General features: G+C 70.7%; 18 protein-coding genes. 5 read left to right on the plus strand and 13 right to left on the minus strand.

Going from position 1 to position 18538, the window contains the following annotated elements; all coding sequences use genetic code 11:
- Nucleotides 1-103 precede the first annotated feature (103 nt).
- Nucleotides 104-1195, plus strand: a complete 1092-nt coding sequence (locus tag AC07DS_RS13575) for a right-handed parallel beta-helix repeat-containing protein (protein ID WP_479144903.1) — start codon at nucleotides 104-106, stop codon at nucleotides 1193-1195.
- 97 nt (nucleotides 1196-1292) lie between these two features.
- Here AC07DS_RS13575 and AC07DS_RS13580 read toward each other — a convergent pair whose 3' ends face one another.
- Entirely contained in the window at nucleotides 1293-2306 is a 1014-nt protein-coding gene (locus AC07DS_RS13580; RefSeq protein WP_479144905.1) for an amidohydrolase family protein, read from the minus strand.
- 49 nt (nucleotides 2307-2355) lie between these two features.
- Nucleotides 2356-3981, minus strand: a complete 1626-nt coding sequence (locus AC07DS_RS13585) for an FAD-dependent oxidoreductase (protein ID WP_479145286.1) — start codon at nucleotides 3979-3981, stop codon at nucleotides 2356-2358.
- 292 nt (nucleotides 3982-4273) lie between these two features.
- Between AC07DS_RS13585 and AC07DS_RS13590 the strand changes: the two genes are divergently transcribed.
- Nucleotides 4274-5578: a cytochrome P450 family protein gene (locus tag AC07DS_RS13590; protein WP_479144907.1), complete on the plus strand. Its 1305-nt coding sequence runs from the start codon at nucleotides 4274-4276 to the stop codon at nucleotides 5576-5578.
- 61 nt (nucleotides 5579-5639) lie between these two features.
- Here AC07DS_RS13590 and AC07DS_RS13595 read toward each other — a convergent pair whose 3' ends face one another.
- Entirely contained in the window at nucleotides 5640-5996 is a 357-nt protein-coding gene (locus AC07DS_RS13595) for a carboxymuconolactone decarboxylase (protein WP_479144909.1), read from the minus strand.
- A 205-nt stretch (nucleotides 5997-6201) separates the two neighbouring features.
- Here AC07DS_RS13595 and AC07DS_RS13600 point away from each other — a divergent pair, with 205 nt between their 5' ends.
- Together AC07DS_RS13600 and AC07DS_RS13605 are read left to right on the plus strand one after the other, a co-directional pair.
- Entirely contained in the window at nucleotides 6202-7158 is a 957-nt protein-coding gene (locus tag AC07DS_RS13600) for a hypothetical protein (RefSeq protein WP_479144911.1), read from the plus strand.
- Complete coding sequence (locus AC07DS_RS13605; protein ID WP_479144913.1) at nucleotides 7155-7685, plus strand: RDD family protein; 531 nt, start codon at nucleotides 7155-7157, stop codon at nucleotides 7683-7685. The genes AC07DS_RS13600 and AC07DS_RS13605 overlap by 4 nt, the downstream gene beginning before the upstream one ends.
- Before the next feature lie 16 nt (nucleotides 7686-7701).
- On the opposite strand, the gene AC07DS_RS13610 is transcribed toward AC07DS_RS13605, so the two are convergent.
- From AC07DS_RS13610 to AC07DS_RS13650, 9 genes are all read right to left on the minus strand, one after another.
- The gene (locus tag AC07DS_RS13610; RefSeq protein WP_479144915.1) at nucleotides 7702-9273 is read right to left on the minus strand and encodes a cellulose binding domain-containing protein; all 1572 of its coding nucleotides are present in this window, start codon (nucleotides 9271-9273) and stop codon (nucleotides 7702-7704) included.
- A 478-nt stretch (nucleotides 9274-9751) separates the two neighbouring features.
- Nucleotides 9752-10981 carry an ornithine--oxo-acid transaminase gene (gene rocD, locus AC07DS_RS13615; RefSeq protein ID WP_479144917.1) on the minus strand — a complete coding sequence of 410 codons (1230 nt, stop codon included), beginning with the start codon at nucleotides 10979-10981 and terminating at the stop codon, nucleotides 9752-9754.
- Nucleotides 10981-11790 (minus strand): dimethylargininase, encoded by an 810-nt coding sequence (gene ddaH / locus AC07DS_RS13620; protein WP_479144919.1) that lies wholly within the window; start codon nucleotides 11788-11790, stop codon nucleotides 10981-10983. The genes rocD and ddaH overlap by 1 nt, the downstream gene beginning before the upstream one ends.
- A gap of 164 nt (nucleotides 11791-11954) precedes the next feature.
- On the minus strand, nucleotides 11955-12440 hold the full coding sequence (locus AC07DS_RS13625) for an Lrp/AsnC family transcriptional regulator (protein ID WP_479144921.1): 486 nt from the start codon (nucleotides 12438-12440) through the stop codon (nucleotides 11955-11957).
- Between the two features lie 37 nt (nucleotides 12441-12477).
- Complete coding sequence (locus AC07DS_RS13630; protein ID WP_145885038.1) at nucleotides 12478-12645, minus strand: hypothetical protein; 168 nt, start codon at nucleotides 12643-12645, stop codon at nucleotides 12478-12480.
- Nucleotides 12646-12757: 112 nt separating this feature from the next.
- Complete coding sequence (locus tag AC07DS_RS13635; protein WP_479144923.1) at nucleotides 12758-13708, minus strand: cytochrome c oxidase assembly protein; 951 nt, start codon at nucleotides 13706-13708, stop codon at nucleotides 12758-12760.
- Nucleotides 13709-13820: 112 nt separating this feature from the next.
- Nucleotides 13821-14846, minus strand: a complete 1026-nt coding sequence (locus tag AC07DS_RS13640; protein WP_479144925.1) for a 6-phosphofructokinase — start codon at nucleotides 14844-14846, stop codon at nucleotides 13821-13823.
- Nucleotides 14847-15058: 212 nt separating this feature from the next.
- Entirely contained in the window at nucleotides 15059-15787 is a 729-nt protein-coding gene (locus AC07DS_RS13645) for a type 1 glutamine amidotransferase (protein WP_479144927.1), read from the minus strand.
- Between the two features lie 21 nt (nucleotides 15788-15808).
- Nucleotides 15809-17047 (minus strand): MurT ligase domain-containing protein, encoded by a 1239-nt coding sequence (locus AC07DS_RS13650; protein WP_386580604.1) that lies wholly within the window; start codon nucleotides 17045-17047, stop codon nucleotides 15809-15811.
- A gap of 150 nt (nucleotides 17048-17197) precedes the next feature.
- Here AC07DS_RS13650 and def point away from each other — a divergent pair, with 150 nt between their 5' ends.
- Entirely contained in the window at nucleotides 17198-17752 is a 555-nt protein-coding gene (gene def / locus AC07DS_RS13655) for a peptide deformylase (RefSeq protein WP_479144929.1), read from the plus strand.
- Between the two features lie 57 nt (nucleotides 17753-17809).
- Here def and AC07DS_RS13660 read toward each other — a convergent pair whose 3' ends face one another.
- Nucleotides 17810-18454, minus strand: a complete 645-nt coding sequence (locus AC07DS_RS13660; RefSeq protein WP_389185982.1) for a TetR/AcrR family transcriptional regulator — start codon at nucleotides 18452-18454, stop codon at nucleotides 17810-17812.
- Between the last annotated feature and the right edge of the window lie 84 nt (nucleotides 18455-18538).

The following is an 18538-nucleotide window of genomic DNA, read 5'->3' on the forward strand; positions in this document are numbered from 1 at the left end:
ACGTCGTCCGTACACGGCCGGTCATATGAACCTTTACGCCCGTTGGGAGGTATGCGGGTGAGTTCCGTGCGGGCATCCGCCGATTCGGTCCTACGTTCCGGACATGAAACTGAACCATGTTCGGTACGCCGCGTTCGTCGCCGTACTTCTCGCTGCGGGCCCGGGTGCTTTCCCGGCCTCGGCGGTCTCCTCCCCGACCGCGCGGACCTTGACGGTGCGCCAGGGTGGGTCGATCCAGAAGGCGGTGGATGCCGCCCACGCCGGTGACACGGTCCTGGTGCAGGCCGGTACCTACCACGAGAGCGTCACGGTCAAGACCTCCGGACTGACCCTCCGCGGCGTCGGTGCGCGCACGGTGATCGTGCCTCCGAAGAAGAAGGCCGTTCCCAGCCCGAAGGCAGCGGTCGGCTGCGTGGAGGGCGGCAAGGGCATCTGTGTGATCGGGCTCCGGAACAAGCCCGTCGCGGACGTGACCGTCTCCGACCTGAAGCTGACGGGCTTCGCCAACGTGGGTCTGTGGTCCATGGCCACCGACCACCTGACCGTGCAGCGGGTGCGATCCGAGAAGAACGGCAAGTGGGGCATCTCGCAGGAGCACTCCACGCGCGGGGTGTTCAAGAACAACGTCGCCCGCGACAACGGTGACGCCGGGCTGTACCTCGCCAACACGACGATGTCGGAGAAGGGGGCCACGGACAGCCGGGGCCTGGTCGTGGAGGGGAACGCCCTGGAGGGCAACCGGAACGGCCTGACGGTCCTGCGCCTGCGAAACCTCACGGTCCAGCGGAACTACATGACCGGGAACTGCACCGGGATGATCGTCATCGGAGACGAGAACAAGCCCCGGGCCGGCGCGCTCACCGTCAGCGAGAACTATGTGCTGCGGAACAACAAGTACTGCGCCAAGACGGCCCGGCTGCCGTTCGTGCAGGGCTCCGGGATCGTACTGTCCGGTGCGGAGAGCGTTCTGCTGAAGCACAACGTGGTCGCGGGCAACAGCGGCCGGTCGCCGCTGTCGGGCGGGGTCGTGCTGTACAAGAGCTTCGTCGGCGCCGTCAACGACAAGAACCGCGTCGACGAGAACTGGTTCACCGGCAACGCCCCGGCCGACCTGGTCAATCAGAACGCCTCGAAGGGCAGCAACCTCTTCCGCGGCAACTTCTGCCGGGTCTCGATCCCGGCCGGACTGTGCTGAGCTGAGCCGGCCCGCCGCCCGTGCGGCTCGGTGAAGCGGGCAGTGTCCCTTCGCGTCGCTCCCCGCGAGCGGTACGAAGGGACACTGCCTTCGCGGCTCAGGCAGGAGCGAGTGCGGGCAGCAGACGCAGGGCGTTCCCGCGGTTGATGTGGTCGCGTTCCCGGTCGCCGAGGGCGGGATCCCCGTCCAGAGCGGGAGCGGTCACCTCGGTGACCACGTGCGTGGGGGTGGGTGGCCAGTCGCTTCCGTAGAGGATCCGGGAGGAACCCGCGGCGGCCAGCAGCGTGGGGGTGGCCGACGGGGACATCGGCGCGGCCGTGTCGTAGTAGAAGCGGTGCAGGTAGTCGCGCACGCGGCCCGGGTCGACGGCGGGGACCAGCTGGCGGCCGAAGACCTCGACCCGGCTCGCGATGTAGGGGAGGTACCCGCCGCCGTGCGGGAGGATGAAGGTGAGCCGCGGGAAGCGGTCCAGGGTCCCGTTCATGATCAGGCTCAGGGCGGCGCGGGTGGTGTCCATGAGGAAGTCGCACACGAACGGCGGTACGCCCTGGGGGGCGCCGGAGGTGTTCACCTGCATGGGGTGCGTGCTGATCACGGCGGCGCGTTCGTCCAGTTCCGCCATGATCGGGTCGAGTGCGGGGTCGCCCAGATACGTGTCGCCCGTGCTGGTCCGCGCGCTGACGCCCACGGCCCCGAGCTGGTCCATTCCGTAGGAGACGGACCAGCGGGAGAGTTCGGCGTCGTCGAGGAAGACGGGTGTGAAGAAGGCGAAGCGGCCGGAGTGCCTGGTGGTCAGGGCGCCGGCGGCGTCGAGGGCGACACGCGTGCTCTCCTTGCGTGCCGCCGCCTCCTTGAAGCGTCCCAGCATGGCGACGGTGAGGATGCTGGTGCGCGTCCCGGTCCGGTCCATCAGGTCCAGGGCGGCGGTCTCGTCCCACCGGGTCCACGGCGGCAGGCTGTCACGGCCCGCGATCCCCTTCTTCTCTGCCCACCGCACCCATTCGGGGGCGGTGTAGTGGTGGTGGACGTCTATTCGTTCGTGTCGGGCGTCGTCGTCGCCCAGTGCGGTGCGGTGGCCTATGTCGCCCGGAGCTTGCAGGTCGGTCGGCATGGAAGGGGCTCCCTACGGTGGAAGGGTCCGGGGGCGTCGGAGAGCGGGATCAGCGGCTGAGGAGGCCTTCGAGGACGCGCGTCAGCTCGGCCGCGGGGTCCGCGGGGAGGTCCGCGGAACGCCAGGCGACGATTCCGTCGGGGCGGACGAGCACGGCGCCCCGAGGGGTGACGCCGTGGACGGCGGCCCAGTCCGCGCCACCGGCGTCGGTGCCGTGGGCGGCCGTGGTGTCGAGGTCGAAGTCCGGGCCGGCGCCGACGCGGTAGGGCACCAGGGGGACGTCGAGCTTGGTCGCCGCGGCGTGGGCGGCCGACGGCCATGGTCCGTCCGGAAGGCCGGAGAGCAGTACGAAGCTCCGCTCGTACAGATCGATGGTCGACTTGGTGTCCCCGTTGTGCACGACGGTCATGTGCGGGGCCCGGGTGCCGGGGTCCGCCTGCAGGCGGAGCGTCTCCGGGATGGTCGGCGCTCCGGTGTCCGCGCCGGACACGGCCGTGGAGAGGTAGCGGTAGCCGAGGGCCACGGTCATCAGGTCCGCGCTCTGGCCGGGGCCCTGCGCGGCGGCGTAGCCGGGGTGCTCCTCGCGCGCCGCCTGCTCGATGGCCCGGGCGATCGTGGCCAGGGCGACCGGGCGCCGTTCGTCATCGTAGGTGTCCAGCAGGCCCTCGCCCGCCCAGCCGTGCAGTACCGCGGTGATCTTCCAGGCCAGGTTGTGAGCGTCCTGGATGCCTGTGTTGGATCCGAACGCGCCGGTGGGGGGCATCTCGTGGGCCGAGTCACCGATGAGGAAGACGCGTCCCTGCCGGTAGTGGTCGGCGACCCGGTCCGCCGCGTGCCACGGGGCACGCCCGGTGACCTCGACGTCCAGGTCCCGTACCCCGGCGGCGGCCCTGACGTGGTCCGCGATGCGCGTGTCGGTGAAGTGGTCGAGCGTCTGGCCGCGCTCGGGGAACCACGGGATGTGGAAGACCCACTTCTCCTCGTTGTCGACGGGCAGCAGGACCCCGTCGCCCTCGGTCCCGTTCAGGTAGCAGACGAGGAAGCGCTGATCGCCCACCACCTGGCGCAGGAGCTTGCTGCGGAAGGTGACGCTGACGTTGTGGAACAGGTCGCCCCCTCCGCTCTGCCCGATGCCGAGGCGCTCGCGCACCGGGCTGCGCGGTCCGTCGGCTGCCAGGAGGTAGGCCGTGCGCAACGTGTACGTACGGCCGCTCTCCCGCTCGCGCAGTTCGCACGTCACGCCGTCCCGGTCCTCGGTGAAGGAGACCAGCTCCGTACCGAAGCGCACGTCCCCGCCCAGTTCACGGGCGTGGGTCAGCAGGACCGGCTCCAGGTCGTTCTGGCTGCACGCGCACCGCAGGGCGGAGCACACCTCCTTCTCGGGCGCCCCGCCGGTGAGCCGGGCCGAGAGCCATCTGCTCCGACCGCCCGACAGCTTGTCCGTCTGCATGATGCCGTGATTGCCGGACAGGGAGGCCGCGGCCTTTCTGATGTCCGGTTCCAGGCCGGCGGTGCGGAACAACTCCATTGTCCGCATGTTGTTCCCCCGGCCCCGGGGGTGTTCGGAAGTGGCGGCCCGGCGTTCGACGACCGTATGGCCGACGCCCAGTCTTCCCAGAAACACCGACGCGGACAGTCCGACGAGCGAACCGCCCACGATCAACACCGGCACCATTTCTTCGTCGCGCCTGTCCACGGCCCGTCCTCCTCCAGTGACCCAGCGGTAGTTCGGGCAGCAATTCGACCTCATGGCGGCCCTGGGTTCGAACCTGTCATACGGTCAGCGGGTCGGCAATCGATCCTTCCCTCGGACGGCGCATTCGGTGTTTCCACGGCCGTACCGTGCCGAGGAGTTCGGCCAGCGTCAGGGTGAATGGCGTTTTCCCGTCACGAGTGGCGTCAATGCATTCCTGCGTTCCAGCGTTCAGCCGACTCGTGCCACTGCGGGAAGAGAAGAAGGGCCGTCGATGACTCAGATGCAAGAGCAGGAGACCGCGGACGAGACAGCCCGGGCAGTGGATGCGGCGTCCCGCGGCTGTCCCGAATACCGGTCCAACCCGCACCCTCTCTATCAGCATCTGCGTGAGAACGCGCCCGTGTGCCGTCTCACCCCGCCGCACGGTGTGGACTCGTACCTCATCACGCGGTTCGAGGACGCGAAGGCCGCGCTGGCCGACCCGCGGATCAGCAAGGACATGTACGCGGCCATCGACGCCTACCGTTCGATCTTCGGCGACTCCTCCATCGCCCTGGACGACAACATGCTGTTCGCCGACCCGCCGAAGCACACGCGGCTGCGCCGGATCGTCAGCCGTGCCTTCGTCCCCCGCCGTATCGAGGCCCTGCGCCCACGGATCCAGGAGATCACCGACGCGCTGCTCGACAAGTGCTCCACCCTGCAGTCCGTCGATCTCCTGTCGGCCTTCGCCTTCCCGCTGCCCCTGCAGGTGATCTGCGAGCTGATCGGGGTCCCCGAGGAGGAGAGGCAGGAGGTCCAGCAGTGGTGCAGCGTCGTCGCGCGGACCGGTTTCAGCAAGAAGGACAAGGACCGGCTGGCCGACGCCGAGACCGCGCTCCGGGAGTACTTCGAGGTCCTGATCGCCCGTAAGCGCAAGGCCCCCGAGGACGACCTGCTGAGCATCCTCATCCAGACGCAGGACGAGCAGGAGTCACTGACGGACGGCGAGTTGCTGTCCACACTGTGGGTGCTGCTGTTCGCCGGCCACAAGACGACCGCCTACCTCATCGGCAACGCCGTCTTCACGCTGCTCACGCATCCCGAGCAGCTCAAGCAGGTGATCGACTCGCCCGAACTCCTCCCGAACGCCATCGAGGAGATCATCCGCTTCGAGGGCTCGGTCGAGAACGCGACCTTCCGTCACGCGCTGGAGGACATCTCCATCGCGGGGACGGACATTCCCAAGGGCTCGCTGGTGCAGATCGCGGTCACCTCGGCCAACCGGGACGCCGCCGCGTTCGAGAGCCCCGACACCTTCGACATCGCCCGGCCGGGCGTGCAGAGCAATCATCTGGGATTCGGCACGGGCCCGCACTACTGCCTCGGCGCACCGCTGGCCAGGATGGAGATGCAGATCGCCCTGGCCTCGCTCTTCCGCCGCTTCCCGGGGATCTCCCTGGCCCTGCCGGCCGACGAGGCCAAGTGGCTGACCGTGCCCTTCCCCGCGTTCCGCGGCCTGACCGAACTGCCCGTCGCGCTGGACCCCTCCAGGGTGCTGGACGACTGGGCGTCCGGGATGCCCGACATCGCGTGAGAACAACGGCTCGTACCTGACGTCACCTCACGTGCTCAGGTACGAGCCGTTGTCGCCCGGCTCAGGAACTGTCCCGGCTTCGGGCCTCCGCCTCGGCGATGGACTGGGCCTCCGCCTCGGCCATGGCGATGGCCACGCCGAAGGCCTGGGCGATGTGGCCAGCGGCCGACATGACCCGTGCGGTGCCGACGACGGGGGCGATCGCCACGAGGACGTCCTGCAGCTGCTCCACGGTCAGTTCGGCCTTGACCGCCGGGTCGACGTGGGCGAGGTAGGAGATCGCCGGCGCGTCCATGGCCACGAGCGCGGCGATGCGGGTCAGGATGAGGGAGCGCTCGTCCATGCCGCAGCGTTCTATCGAGTCGATCGTCATGGCGGCCAGTGTGTCGAGGACGGGAGCGTCTGATGTGGTGGGCATGGGGGGTCCGCCTTCCGGAGTCTGCCGTCTGGGCTCCTTCACCGTAGGCGGCCGCCCGGCGCCCCTTGCTCACCCGACGCGGGTGAGGCTGTCCGGACACCGGTGACCGTGATGCGGATGACGTGTACCCGCGCTCCGGCCGGCCGGCGCAGGTCACCCCTGGTGGGTGAGGGCGGGCCCGGGTCCGGGATGGTCCGATACCGGCATGAGCAGGTCCGCGGGCGACTCGCCCGCCTCCGAGCCGGCGGGTGGGAGCGGCGACGACGGCCTCGTGGGGCCCGTGCCCCAGGGGGTGACGCGGCTGGTCCTGGGGCTGGCCGACCTGGTGTCGCAGACGGTGTCCGCGGCTCGTGGCGGGAGGCCGCATCGGGTGGGTGCGCCGGCGCCGCTGGGCGACGCGCTGTTCGCACTCGCGCTGGAGGTGGAGCGGCAGTCGGTGTCCAGGGTCGTGGGCACGGCCGACCGGGCCGGGCGCTGGGCCGGCGCCGCGACCCGGCTGCTCGTGCCGTCGGCCGTGCGGAGTGCGGCGGACCGCCGCATCGCGTACTGGAGTGCGCGGGGAGCGGCGGAACGGGAGCGGTCGCGAGGCCAGGCGGGGGACCTGGCGCGGGCGCTCGTCCGGGCGGTGACGGCGGCCGTCGTGGACGAACTGGACCTCGACGCCCTGGCCGACCGCCTCGACGTGGACCGCGTGGCCCGGCGCGTCGACCTCGACGCCCTGCTGTCCCGGATCGACCTCGACGCGGTCCTCGCCCGCGTGGACCTGGACGCCGTGCTGGCCCGGGTCGACGTCGACGCCCTGCTGTCCCGGATCGACCTGGACGCCGCCGTCGGCCGGATCGACGTGGACGCGGTGGCGGAGCGGCTGGACGTGGACCGGGTCGCCCGGCGCATCGACCTCGACGCGGTGCTGGCCCGGCTGGACCTGGTGACGTACACCGAGCAGGTGCTGGAGGAGCTGGACGTCGGGCGGATCGTCCGGGACACCGGGGGCAGCATGACGGCGGAGACGCTGGACGCGTTCCGTGAGCAGAACGCCCGCGCCGACCGGTTCGTGGACCGCTTCACCGACCGGCTGCTGCATCGCGCCGGATCCCCTCCGGGGCCGTCGGCCGGCGGGCCGCCGCCCGGAGCGCGACGCGGGGGACCGGAGCCGTCGTGACCTCGACGGCCCGTGCGCCCGGTCCGGCGGTCGTGCAGGGACTGCCGGCCGGGATCGTCACGCGTACCGTGGCCGCCGTCGTGGACGTCCTCGTAGTGCTGGGCGCGGTCGCGGTCGTTCAGTTCGGTTACGCGGCGCTGCGGTATCTGCTGGTGGGGCCCCCGGTCTCGGCACCCCGGCTCGGACTGTGGGGTGCCGTGGGATTCGGCTCCGCGCTCGCGGCCGTCTATCTCGCGGGCAGCTGGTGCACGGTCGGGCGCACCGTCGGTGACCAGATGATGGGCCTGCGGGTGACCGGCCGGTCCGGCGCCCGGCTCACCCTCGTGCCCGCCGTGCTGCGGGCCGTCCTGTACCTCCTCTTCCCGCTGGGACTGCTGTGGATCCCGGCCAGCAGACGCCGGGCCTCCGTCCAGGACCTCCTGGTGGGCAGTGCCGTGCTGCACGACTGGTACGGCCACTCGCGGCACCGCCCCGGACCGGCCGGCTCGCCCGGTCCACCGGGTCGTGGCGCGGGCGAGCGGCCGTAGACGGCGCGAGGCTGCGTCAGCCGGTGTACGCCGCGAAGATCTTCGCGAACTCGTAGGGGGACTGCGGGACGTTCGTGCACTGGTACAGGGCCCCGGTGCAGGCGTTGCGGTCCCGGGTCGCCTCCCAGAAGGACAGTTCCCCGAGGTGCTTGCCCTGGGCGAAGGAGACCAGCTGGCGGGCGTCGCTCTGGTCGTAGACGTGGCCGTCGTCGTTCTGGCCGAGCATCGGTGTGACGCCGGTCATCGCCCACAGCTGGGCGTCCGACCTGCCCGGGTAGAGCGAGCGCAGCTGGGTGAAGGTGGACTGCCCGGCCTGGAGGGCGGCGTCGCCGTAGTCGACGCTGCGGTAGTAGTCCATGGCCATGATGTTCACGAGGTCGAGGTCGACACCGGCGTCCCGGGCCGCCTTGACCACGTTCAGGCCGTCCGAGGTCAGGCCCTCCGGGAGCGCGGGGAGGGTGAGGGAGATCCGCAGCCCGGGGTGGGCCTGCTGCAGACGGGCCAGGGCCTGGGAACGGCGGCTGACCGAGGCCGGGTCGGCCACGGCCGCACCCTCGATGTCGAAGTCGACATAGGTCAGGCCGTACGCGTTCACGACCGCGTTGTACTCGGTGTAGAGGGAGTCCACCGAGTCGCAGGCCTGGGCCAGTTCGATGCCGGACGCGCCGCCGAAGGAGACCTTCACGTCACCGCCGTTCGCCCGGATCGCGTCGATCTGGTCCTTGGCCCAGCCGCTGCGCGGGTCATAGGCGTTGAACCACATGGCCTTGCAGCCGGAGGCGGTGACGAACGCCATGGTGTAACTCTTCAGCCCGCTCGCGGAGGCCATGTCGGGCATGCTCGGGGTGGGCCAGGCGCCCATGTCGATGTACGGAGCGGTGTGCACGCCGCCGCCCGGCTGGGTGCCCCCGGAGGCGGTCGTACCGCTGACCGCCGCACTGTAGGCGGAGACGTTGCCCGCCGCGTCCCGGGCCCGCACGCGGAACGAGTAACTCGTGGCCGCCTGCAGCCCGGTGGCGGTGTACGAGGTGCCGGTCACCGCGATCGGAGTGCCGCCGTCGCGCGAGATGTCGTAGCCCGCGACGGAGCCGGAGTCGTCCGTGGCGGCCGTCCACCGCACGGTCAGTGACGAGCTGGACGCGGAGCCCACGGTGACCCCGCCCGGCACGCCGGGCGGGGTCGTGTCGCCGCCGTCCGAACCACCGGTGCAGGGCGCTCCGTTGAGTCGGCAGCCGGCCGGTGTGCCGGTGCCGCTCGACACCCACCCGAAAGTGGTGCTCGCCCCCGGCGCCAACGAACCGTTGTACTCACGGTTCTTGAAGGTGTAGTGACTGCCGCTCCGGGTGAGCAGTGCGTCCCAGTACGAGCCGACCGTGGTGCCGGCGGGCAGGTCGAACTCGATGGTCCAGGCGGACACGGTGGTACTGCCGCCGTTGGTGACGGTGTAGGCGCCCTGGTAACCGCCGTCCCAGGTCGAGGTCTTGGCGAAGGACGCCGTGGCCGAGCCCGCGGCGAGTGCGGGTGGTGGGGAGAGGAGCAGGAGCAGTGCGCCGAGGAACAGGGCGACGAGTGCCGATGGTCTTCGCATCGCTGCCTCCACTGGGGAGTCGGGCGCCGGGTCGACGCGCGAGGCCGCGCGGGATTGGTACGTACCAATGGTATGGCATGTACATATCGATCGGCTGAACCCGTGTCAAGGGCTGTCTGCCGTCCGCGACCTGACGGACCGTGCCCGCGCCCGCACCGGTGGGGGCCCACTCGTACCCGACCCCGTGACCGCCCTCGCAGCGGCGACCGGCCTGCGCTCGTGTGCGGTCATGGCGCCGGACGCGGCCCGTGCACCACCCTCCCTGGTGGAACTCCCACTCCTGCGGATCCAGAGGCCGCGACGACGGCGTGCGCCGCGGTCGTCCTCCCACGCGCGAGAACGCCGAGATCGAGGAGATGAAGCAGCTCCTCGGCAAGAGTAAGAGCAAGAACTAGAGCTGGAGCTGGAGCTGGCGCAGGAAGCAGGGCTGACCGAGCGGGCAGGGGGCCGGCGACGTGCGGCCGGCCCCCTGCCCCCGTCACCGGCCGCCCGCGCCCAGCACCTTCTCCAGGGAGCCCAGCGCCGAGCGCAGCTCGTCGGCCGTGATGGTCAGCGGGGGGGCCAGCCGGATCGTGGAGCCGTGCGTGTCCTTGACCAGGACACCCTCCCGCATGAGGCGCTCGCTGATCTCACGGCCGGTGCCGATGGCCGGGTCGACGTCGACGCCCGCCCACAGCCCGCGCGCGCGGAAGCCGGTCACGCCCCGGCCGACCAGCTCGGCGAGGCCGCCGTGCAGGATCTGCCCCAGGTCGGCAGCCCGGCGCTGGAACTCGCCGGTCTCCAGCAGCTCGACCACTGCCGTGCCGACCGCCGCCGCCAGCGGGTTGCCGCCGAACGTGGAGCCGTGCTCGCCCGGGCGCAGCACGCCCAGCACCTCGCGCCGGGCCACCACCGCCGACACCGGCACGATGCCGCCGCCGAGCGCCTTGCCGAGCAGCAGCACGTCCGGGACGACGTCCTCGTGCTCGACGGCGAGGGTGCGGCCGGTGCGGCCGAGGCCGGACTGGATCTCGTCCGCGATGAACAGACAGCCCTTGCGGCGCGTCAGCTCACGCACGCCGGCCAGGTAGCCGTCGTCCGGGATGACGACCCCGGCCTCGCCCTGGATGGGCTCGAGCAGCACCGCCGCCGTCGTCTCGTCGACCGCCTCCTCCAGCGCGGCCAGGTCGTTGTACGGCACGATCCGGAAGCCGGGCGTGAAGGGGCCGAAGCCGGCGCGGGCCGTCTCGTCCGTGGAGAAGCTGACGATCGTCGTCGTGCGGCCGTGGAAGTTCTCCGCCGCGACCACGATCGTGGCCCGGTCGGCGGGGACGCCCTTGACGTCGTACGCCCACTTGCGGGCCACCTTGATGCCGCTCTCCACCGCCTCGGCGCCGGTGTTCATCGGCAGCACCATGTCCAGGCCGGTCAGCTCCGCGAGCCGCTCGGCGAACTCGGCGAGCCGGTCGTTGTGGAAGGCGCGGGAGGTGAGGGTCAGCCGGTCGAGCTGGCGGTGCGCGGCCTCGATCAGCGCCGGGTGCCGGTGGCCGAAGTTGAGGGCCGAGTAGCCGGCCAGCATGTCGAGGTAGCGGCGGCCCTCGACGTCCTCCACCCAGGTGCCCTCGGCCCGGGCGACGACCACGGGCAGAGGGTGGTAGTTGTGCGCGAGGACCGGCTCCTCCGCCTTGATCAGGTCGTCGGACGTGCGCTCGTGCGCGGGTGCGGTCATCAGCGGATCTCCTGGGTGCAGCACTTGATGCCACCGCCGGCCTTGTGGAACTCCGACAGGTCGACGGGGACGGGGACGTAACCGTGCTCGGTCAGGCGCTCGGCCAGCGCCTCGGCCTTGGGTGCGATGAAGACGTGCCGGCCGTCGGACACGGAGTTCAGGCCGAACGCCATCGCGTCGTCGCGGGTGGCGAGCACCGCGTCCGGGTACAGACGCTTGAGCACCTCCCGGCTCCCCGGCGAGAAGGCCTCCGGGTAGTACACGATGTTGTCGTCGTCGAGGACGAAGAGCGCGGTGTCGAGGTGGTAGAAGTACGGGTCCACCAGGGTCAGGCCGATCACCGGGTGGCCGAGGAACTCCTGCGCCTCGCGGTGGGCCTCACGGGTGGTGCGGAACCCGGTGCCGGCCAGCACGTACCGGCCGGTCCACACCAGGTCGCCCTCGCCCTCGGTCACCGCCTCGGGCCGGTAGACGTCGTAGCCGGCCGACTTGAACCACGTGTCGTAGTGGACCGACTCGGGGCGTCGCTCCTGCGCGTGGAACAGGGAGCCGAAGACCCGGCCGCCGACCACGAACGCCGCGTTGGCGGAGAACACCATGTCGGGCAGGCCCGGGACCGGGTCGACCGCCTCGACGACGTGGCCGTGGGAGCGGTAGGTGCGGATCAGCGCCTGCCACTGCTCCTGGGCCAGATCCACGTCGACGGGTGTGTCGGGATGCATCCAGGGATTGATCGCGTACTGCACGGCGAAATGTCTGGGTTCGCAGACGAGGAAGCGCCGGGGGCGCGACACACGGCTTTCGGGCACAGAGGGTTTCCTCCGCTTTCCTGCGCGTCACTGAGGGTTGGCACAACGGTAGGAAGGGACGGAGGCGGACGACAAGCGACGAAAGCTGCGTGCATGCGCAGCATCGCTGCGTCGTGGTCAGGGAATACGCATGAGAACTGCGCGCTTCGGGGTTTGGCTCACGATCATTCGGGTGCGGCGTGGGTCGCGCCCGCCTCCGGGCTTTCCGGGAGAAGGTGGGACAGCACCATCACGCTGATCGTCTTCCGGATGAACGGTTCGGCACGGATCCGCTCCAGCACCTCCTCGAAGTGCTCCACGTCCCGCGCGCGCACGTGCAGCAGCGCGTCCGCGCCGCCGGTCACCGTCATGGCCGCCGTGATCTCCGGATGGTTGCGCACCACCTCCGCCAGGCGCCGCGGCGGGGCCGCGCCCTCGCAGTACACCTCGACGTACGCCTCCGTGCGCCAGCCGAGCGCGGAGGGCTTCACGGTCGCCGTGAACCCGGTGACCACCCCCGTCTCCCGCAGCCGGTCCACGCGCCGTTTGACCGCGGTGGACGACAGCCCGACCGCCGCGCCGATCTCGGCGAAGCTGGTCCTGGCGTTCGCCATCAGCGCGGTGATGATCTTGCGGTCGAGGTCGTCGAAGGAGGCAGCCCTGCTGTTCATGCGGGCACTGTAATCAGCCACGCCCGCGTCGAGCGTCCTACGACTGGGTGACGACCATGGCGAGCGTCAGCAGCATGAGCACCACCCAGCCGAACCACAGCCAGCCGTTGCTGCCGAGTGCGACCGTGTAGGCCGTCACGACGACGAGACCGCCGACGGTCATCGCCCCCATGGCTTTGGTGGAACCGTTCATGGAACCGGGCATCGCGACACCCTCCTCATGGTCCGTCCCCGACCATGGTGCCCCGAACGCCGCGCGAACGGCATACCGCGGAGCCGCCTCCCGTAACCCGGGCTCAGCTCCCCGTACCGCGGACTCAGCTCTCCCGCGCGTGGAGAGAGGCCAGATAGGCGTTGTACGCCTCCAGCTCCTTGTCACCGTCCCGGTCGGCGGCCCGGTCCTTGCGCTTGGCCTGCCGCTGCTCGGAGCCGTACCACTGGAACAGCAGCGCGATCAGCACCAGCACGGACGGGATCTCGCTGAACGCCCAGGCGATGCCGCCGGCCGCGTTCTGGTCGGCGAGCGCGTCGACGGCGAGCGAGGCGGGCGGGTGCTTGAACGTCTCGACCATCGGCTCCGACGCCATCATCAGCGCGATGCCGAAGAAGGCGTGGAACGGCATGCCCGCGAACAGCTCCAGCATCCGCATCAGGTGACCCGGCCGCTGGGGCCCGGGGTCCACGCCGATGATCGGCCAGAAGAAGACCACACCCACGGCGAGGAAGTGCACCATCATCCCGACGTGCCCGGCCCTCGACCCCATCAGGAAGTCGAACAGCGGGGTGAAGTACAGCGCGTACAGGCTCGCGACGAACATCGGGATCGTGAAGGCCGGGTGGGTGATGATCCGCATGTACCGGCTGTGCAGCAGTGCGAGCAGCAGCTCACGCGGCCCCTTGCGGCCCTTGCCGGCCACCGGCAGCGCGCGCAGCGCCAGCGTGACCGGGGCGCCCAGCAGGATCAGGATCGGCGACAGCATGCTGATCACCATGTGCTGCACCATGTGCACGCTGAACATGACCATGCCGTAGTCGTTCAGCCTGGTGCACATCACCAGCGCGATGGTCAGCACACCGACGACGTACGACACCGTACGGGCCACGGGCCACGCGTCCCCGCGCCGCCGCAGCCGCACCACGCCCCAGCCGTACAGAGCCAGCCCGGCCAGACAGGCGACGAGGAAGAAGGGGTCCGCCGACCACTGGAGTCCCCGCCCCAGCGTGAACGGCGGCAAGTCCATCATCATGCCGTGCCCGCTGTGATCCATCCGGCGGCTCCTGATTCGTGGGGGTTGTACGCGTCTGTCCGCCCCCAAGAGTAGAACCGCCCCCGGTCACGGCTGTGACCGGGGGCGGGTTGTTCTCTGTCGGACCACCGGGCTAGAGGACGCACTCCGCCTCGTCGTACCGCTCGGCGGGGACCGTCTTGAGCGTCTCCACGGCCTTGGCGAGCGACACCATCACGATGTCGGTGCCGCGCAGCGCGGTCATCATGCCGAACTCCCCGCGGTGCACGGCCTCCACCGCGTGCCAGCCGAACCGCGTGGCCAGCACCCGGTCGTACGCCGTGGGCGTCCCGCCCCGCTGCACATGCCCCAGGATCACCGGCCGCGCCTCCTTGCCGAGCCGCTGCTCCAGCTCGATCGACAGCTGCCGGGCGATCCCCGCGAACCGCTCGTGGCCGTAGATGTCCTTGCCGCCCTCGTCGAACTCCATGGAGCCGGGCCGCGGCTTGGCGCCCTCCGCGGCGACCACGATGGCGAACCGCTTGCCCGCCTCGAACCGCTCCCCGACGCGCGCGGACAACTCGTCGATGTCGAAGGGCCGCTCCGGCACGACGATGGCGTGGGCGCCGGCCGCCATACCGGAGTGCAGCGCGATCCAGCCGGTGTGCCGGCCCATGACCTCCACGACCAGCACACGCTGGTGGGACTCGGCGGTGGTCTTCAGCCGGTCCAGGGCCTCGGTGGCGACACCGACCGCCGTGTCGAAGCCGAAGGTGACGTCCGTGACGGCGATGTCGTTGTCGATGGTCTTCGGGACGCCGACGACGGGCAGGCCGTTGTCCGACATCAGCCGGGCCGCCTTCAGGGTGCCTTCGCCGCCGATCGGGATGATCGCGTCGAGGCCCAGTTCCTCGACATGGCTCTTGGCCCGCTCCACGCCGTCCCGCAGATGCGAGGGCTGGACCCGGGAGGAGCCGAGGATGGTGCCGCCGCGGGCCAGGATGCCGCCCACGGCGTCCAGGTCGAGCTTCATGTAGTCGCATTCCAGGAGGCCCTTCCAGCCGTCCCGGAAACCGATGACCTCGTCGCCGTGGTCGGCGACGGCACGGTGCACGACGGACCGGATGACGGCGTTCAGGCCGGGGCAGTCGCCGCCGGACGTGAGGACACCAATGCGCATAGCCCGAATTACCTTCTCAACGTGGGCCGGAAAACCGGACCACGTCGTCCGGCGGATTCCCGGCCACCCTACCGGCGGGAGGGGGTCGTACCGTAGCGGGCGTCCGCCTGCTGGACGCGCCCGCACATGTGAGCGGACGGCCCGTCAGGCGGGCCCGCTACGAGCCTGCCGGAAACCGCTGAGACCACGCTGAAACGGCGCTGAGACGCCGCTTACGCAGGCTGCTGCGCAGCCGTGATGCGCTCGTCGCGGAGCGCGTCGTACCACCGGTCGTCGATCGGCGGCAGCGCGTTGACGTCGAGCGCCAGCTTCAGCAGCAGGTCGGCGATCAGCGGGTTGCGGGCCAGCACGGGGCCGTGCATGTACGTGCCGAAGACCGTCCCGTTGTACGCGCCCTCGGTGCCGTCCCCGGTCCCGTTGCCCTTGCCGATCTTCACCCGGGCGAAGGGACGCGCCGTGGCCCCGAGGTGGGTGACGCCCTGGTGGTTCTCGAATCCGGTCAGCTCGGGGAGGCCGAGCTGCGGGTCGATGTCCCCGAGGACGTCGCCGACGCACCGCTCGCCCTCGCCGCGCACCGAGACCACGTCCAGCAGGCCGAGGCCCGGCTCGCGCTGGCCGAGGTCGTTGATGAACTCGTGGCCGAGGATCTGGTAGCCGGCGCACACGGAGAAGACGATCGCGCCGTTCTCCACCGCGCGCTGCAGATGGCCGTCGCGGCGCAGCCGCTCGGCCGCGAGCCGCTGCGGCCGGTCCTCGCCGCCACCGATCAGATAGATGTCACCCGAGGTCGGGATCGGCTGGTCGCTGCGTACGTCCAGCCGGGCCACGTCCAGGCCGCGCTGCCGGGCCCGCCGCTCCACGACGAGGGCGTTGCCCTGGTCGCCGTAGGTGCTCAGCAGGTCGGGGTAGATCCACACCAGCCGCAGTTGGTTGTCGCTCATGAGGTGATCGCCCTTCGAAGATCAGTTGCCGACGCGGCGGCGCAGGTCCTGGAACGCGGTGTAGTTCGCGATGACCTCGATCCGGCCCGGCGGGCACATCTGCACGGCCTGGTCGAGGTTCTCGCAGACCTGGAAGTGCTGGTTCGCGACTTCCAGACGGACGGCGAGGTCCAGCTTCCGGTCACCGATGACGAAGATCGGGTGGCCGGTCAGCCGTGTGTAGTCGACGTCCCACAGCCAGGATGTGTCGGTGCCGTCGGCGCCGCGGGCGTTGACGGACAGGATCACCGGGGCGGGCGGCGGGTCGATCAGGGAGAACGTCTCCAGCCAGCCGGCCGGGTTCTTCGCCAGCAGCAGCCGCAGGTCACGGCCCTCGAACTGGACGACGTCGTAGCGTCCCGCGACGGCCTGCACCTGGTACATGCGCTCCAGGGCGACCTGCGGAGGCACCCCGAAGACGGCGGCGACGGCCGCGGAGCTGGCCGCGTTCGCCTTGTTGGCGCGACCCGGCAGCTGCAGGTGGATCGGCCAGGCGGAACCGTGCGGATCCAGCACATGGTCCCCGGACAGCGCCCAGGTGGGCGTCGGCCGGCGGAAGCCGCACTCGCCGCAGAACCAGTCGTCACCTGGGCGCTGCATCACGCCACCGCAGGACGGGCAGGACCAGGCGTCGTCCTTCCACATCTGCCCGGCTGCGACCCAGATCACATTCGGGGACGAGGAGGCGGCCCAGACCACCAGCGGGTCGTCGCAGTTGGCGACGACCACGGCCTTGGTCCCGGCGAGGCCCTCGCGCCAGTTCTCGGCGAGCATCCGGGTCTCGGCCGCGCGGTCCAGCTGGTCGCGCGAGAGGTTGAGCAGCGCGATGCACTTCGGGTCGGTGTCCCGGGCGACGCCGGCCAGGTACTTCTCGTCGACCTCGATGACGGCGAACTTGGCGTCCGAGCCGCCGGCCAGCGCCGAGGTGATGCCGGCCGGCATGTTCGCGCCGAGCGCATTCGAGACGACCTCGCCCGCGGCCCGCAGGGCCTCCGCGATCAGCCGGGTCGTCGTGGTCTTGCCGTTGGTCGCCGAGACCAGGACGACGTCCAGGTTCTGGGCGAGCCGGGCGAGGAGGTCGGGGTCGAGTTTGAGTGCGACCCGGCCACCGATCACCGATCCGCTGCCGCGTCCTGCGGCGCGGGACGCCGCCGCGACCGCCTTGCCCGCGGTCACGGCCAGCTTGGCCCGCGGCGTGAGCGGGTCCGAGTTGCCTGCCATCAGTTCTCGATCCTCCTTGCGTACGCGCCGCGCCTGGGGCCATCCGGCTACGTGGTGTGGGCCTCAGCCTATCGAGATCCATTCGCACACCCGAATCCCGGCCCTTGCCTGGCGGCGGGCATGAACTGAACGAACCGTACCCTTGCCGCCATGCGACACGGCCCGATCCCGGGCGCCCACGGGCGCGTCCGGCCTCTTTCCCTGCTCCACGACCCCGTCCTGCACGAGCCCTGCCGGGACGTCACGGACTTCGGCCCCGAACTGGCGGCACTCGTGGAGGACTTGTTCGCGACCATGTACGCGGCCCAGGGGGTGGGCCTGGCCGCGAACCAGATCGGCGTGCCGCTACGGGTGTTCGTCTACGACTGCCCCGACGACGAGGACGTCCGACATCTCGGACATGTCGTGAACCCGCGCCTGGTGGAGGCCGACGGTGTGGTGATCCGCGGTCCGGAGGGCTGCCTGTCCCTGCCGGGACTGGAAGCGGGTATGGAACGCCACGACCACGCGGTCGTCGAGGGATTCACGGTGACGGGAGAACCGGTCACCGTGCACGGCACGGGTTTCTTCGCCAGGTGCCTGCAGCACGAGTCGGACCACCTGGAGGGCACGGTGTACGCCGACCACCTCGAGGGCCGGCGCCGCCGCAGACTGATGAGACAAATCTCGCGATCTTCGTGGCACCGTGCGGGCGGTCGCGCCTGACGGGACGCGGGGGACTGTGCGACAAACCCCCACGGCCCGCGGGCAGGAGGCGGGCGGTCAGAACCCCGGACCGCCCATCTTGTCCCCGGCCGCCGCGAGGCGCCCCCACAGCAGATCGGCGAGAGACCTCACCAACTCGGCGCGGGAGCACGGCCGCTCCCCGAGCCACCAGTCCCCGGCCGCATGCATCATCCCGACGATCCCGTGCCCCCAGACCCGGGCGAGCTGCTGGCTCCCGGGCCCGAGATCCAGCCGCTCCTCGATGACCTGGGCCAGCTCCTCGCCCATCCGCCGGAGCAGCGGAGCCGAATGCTTGCCGACGTCGAAGCCCGGTTCGCCGCCCTGGCTTCCCTCCGCCGGATGCATGAGGAACCGATACACCTGAGGCCGTGCCTCGATCGCCGCGAGATAGGTGTCCAGCGTGGACTCCACGCGCTCCCGCCGCTCGGCCGGGGCGTCCAGTGCCGCCCGCAGCGAGTCGAGGAGAGCGTCCGTGTGCCGCTTGGCCAGGGCCGCGTAGAGCCCGCCCTTGTCGCCGAAGTGGCGGTAGAGGATCGGCTTGGTGATTCCGGCCTCCGCCGCGATGGCGTTCATCGAGGCCTGCGGACCGTCACGCAGAACGACTCGGTCCGCCGCCTCCAGCAGCTCGCGCCGTCGGCGGTCGGCGGACCGCTGCTGATCGGTCCGCTGCGTGGTGTCCATGTGCTCTCCCCACCCGTGCTGATTCGGTGACGCCTGCGCAAACTAACACTGTCCACGCCCCTGACATCGAACGGGATGCCGAGG

The sequence above is a fragment of the Streptomyces sp. NPDC044064 genome (assembly GCF_056434245.1).

What these genes read in the sequence shown, in the direction of transcription:
- AC07DS_RS13650 (WP_386580604.1), bottom strand. Translation starts at nt 17,047, where the DNA reads ATGGCAGGCAACTCGGACCCGCTCACGCCGCGGGCCAAGCTGGCCGTG.
- AC07DS_RS13590 (WP_479144907.1), top strand. Translation starts at nt 4,274, where the DNA reads ATGACTCAGATGCAAGAGCAGGAGACCGCGGACGAGACAGCCCGGGCA.
- AC07DS_RS13645 (WP_479144927.1), bottom strand. Translation starts at nt 15,787, where the DNA reads ATGAGCGACAACCAACTGCGGCTGGTGTGGATCTACCCCGACCTGCTG.
- AC07DS_RS13660 (WP_389185982.1), bottom strand. Translation starts at nt 18,454, where the DNA reads ATGGACACCACGCAGCGGACCGATCAGCAGCGGTCCGCCGACCGCCGA.
- AC07DS_RS13595 (WP_479144909.1), bottom strand. Translation starts at nt 5,996, where the DNA reads ATGCCCACCACATCAGACGCTCCCGTCCTCGACACACTGGCCGCCATG.
- AC07DS_RS13625 (WP_479144921.1), bottom strand. Translation starts at nt 12,440, where the DNA reads ATGAACAGCAGGGCTGCCTCCTTCGACGACCTCGACCGCAAGATCATC.
- AC07DS_RS13575 (WP_479144903.1), top strand. Translation starts at nt 104, where the DNA reads ATGAAACTGAACCATGTTCGGTACGCCGCGTTCGTCGCCGTACTTCTC.
- AC07DS_RS13635 (WP_479144923.1), bottom strand. Translation starts at nt 13,708, where the DNA reads ATGGATCACAGCGGGCACGGCATGATGATGGACTTGCCGCCGTTCACG.
- def (WP_479144929.1), top strand. Translation starts at nt 17,198, where the DNA reads ATGCGACACGGCCCGATCCCGGGCGCCCACGGGCGCGTCCGGCCTCTT.
- rocD (WP_479144917.1), bottom strand. Translation starts at nt 10,981, where the DNA reads ATGACCGCACCCGCGCACGAGCGCACGTCCGACGACCTGATCAAGGCG.
- AC07DS_RS13640 (WP_479144925.1), bottom strand. Translation starts at nt 14,846, where the DNA reads ATGCGCATTGGTGTCCTCACGTCCGGCGGCGACTGCCCCGGCCTGAAC.
- AC07DS_RS13585 (WP_479145286.1), bottom strand. Translation starts at nt 3,981, where the DNA reads ATGGTGCCGGTGTTGATCGTGGGCGGTTCGCTCGTCGGACTGTCCGCG.
- AC07DS_RS13600 (WP_479144911.1), top strand. Translation starts at nt 6,202, where the DNA reads ATGAGCAGGTCCGCGGGCGACTCGCCCGCCTCCGAGCCGGCGGGTGGG.
- AC07DS_RS13630 (WP_145885038.1), bottom strand. Translation starts at nt 12,645, where the DNA reads ATGCCCGGTTCCATGAACGGTTCCACCAAAGCCATGGGGGCGATGACC.
- AC07DS_RS13580 (WP_479144905.1), bottom strand. Translation starts at nt 2,306, where the DNA reads ATGCCGACCGACCTGCAAGCTCCGGGCGACATAGGCCACCGCACCGCA.
- AC07DS_RS13610 (WP_479144915.1), bottom strand. Translation starts at nt 9,273, where the DNA reads ATGCGAAGACCATCGGCACTCGTCGCCCTGTTCCTCGGCGCACTGCTC.